We start from the raw sequence: 558 nt of genomic DNA on the forward strand, positions 1-558 counted from the left end.
GTGGTCTTGGTGCCGGTGACGGGATCGAAGATGGCCATCTTCGTGCCCGCCCAGTCGACCTGCATCGTGTGCCCGGGCACATGCGTGATCCGCATCGTCAGCTCGTTGACCTCGACGTACTCGCCGACGATCTGGCAGAACCGCTGATAGCTGTAGTGCCGCTGCCCCGGCGTGCCGTCAGTGTCGAGGTAGTTGGCCCACAGCACCCGCAGCGGCAGCTTGTTCTTGCCCGTGCGCTTCTTCACGGCAGCCGCCACGTCGAAGGCGACGAACTCCGCCGACGGCGTCTTGCGCCCATCGGTGAACAAGGCGTCGATCTCCTCGCCGCTGAGCGCCTCGACCTGGCTGGTGGCGGTCACCCCGTGCTCGTGGCAGACCTTCTTCGCCTTGGCGATCGTGCGGTGCGAGCAGCCCGCGATCGCCTCGATGTCCCGGTAGGACCTGTCCTGCAGCAGTAGCGACATCACCAATCGGTAATCAGTCACCCGTGCCTCCTGTTCGGATCCACGCGCAGCCCAGTTGCCACGCGTAGAACCGACACGAGCACACGAGGACCGG

General features: G+C 65.4%; 1 pseudogene. It reads right to left on the reverse strand.

Annotated features, from left to right (window positions below):
- Positions 1–485: pseudogene (locus tag DPA01S_RS16135) on the reverse strand (IS21 family transposase); the annotation flags it as partial.
- Positions 486–558: the final 73 nt, after the last annotated feature.

It is taken from the genome of Dietzia papillomatosis NBRC 105045 (assembly GCF_001570845.1).
GTDB classification, from domain to species: Bacteria; Actinomycetota; Actinomycetes; order Mycobacteriales; family Mycobacteriaceae; genus Dietzia; species Dietzia cinnamea.